The following is a 335-nucleotide window of genomic DNA, read 5'->3' on the forward strand; positions in this document are numbered from 1 at the left end:
CCTTTAGATTTGTTCAAGCCGCAGTGCGCATCTTTACCGGAAAAACGGATCGCTTAATTGCAGGCCATGAGGCCGAAGAAGAACTAGAACAACTAAAACATGACAGCGCTAACATCGCTGAAAAGGGAGATTAGACGATGGCTGTTTTGGGATTGTTTGTCATGGTTATCCTGTTCATGCTGATTGGCGTGCCAATCGCCGTGTCGCTTGGATTAGCCAGTATTCTATTTTTGATGATTCACTCTGATGCCTCATTAGCGTCAGTTGCACAAACCTTGTTTAACGCCTTTGAAGGGCACTACACGCTGCTGGCGATTCCCTTCTTCATTCTGGCA

General features: G+C 46.3%; 1 protein-coding gene and 1 pseudogene. Both read left to right on the forward strand.

What is annotated here, in order from left to right; translation table 11 throughout:
* A pseudogene (locus tag AB4585_RS25115) lies at positions 1-134 on the forward strand (TRAP transporter small permease); the annotation flags it as partial.
* 3 nt (positions 135-137) lie between these two features.
* Positions 138-335, forward strand: a 198-nt coding sequence (locus AB4585_RS25120) for a TRAP transporter large permease subunit (RefSeq protein WP_372171476.1), incomplete at its 3' end; no start/stop codon positions are given.

The organism is Vibrio sp. 10N.222.49.C9, from assembly GCF_041474985.1.
Taxonomy (GTDB): domain Bacteria; phylum Pseudomonadota; class Gammaproteobacteria; order Enterobacterales; family Vibrionaceae; genus Vibrio; species Vibrio crassostreae_C.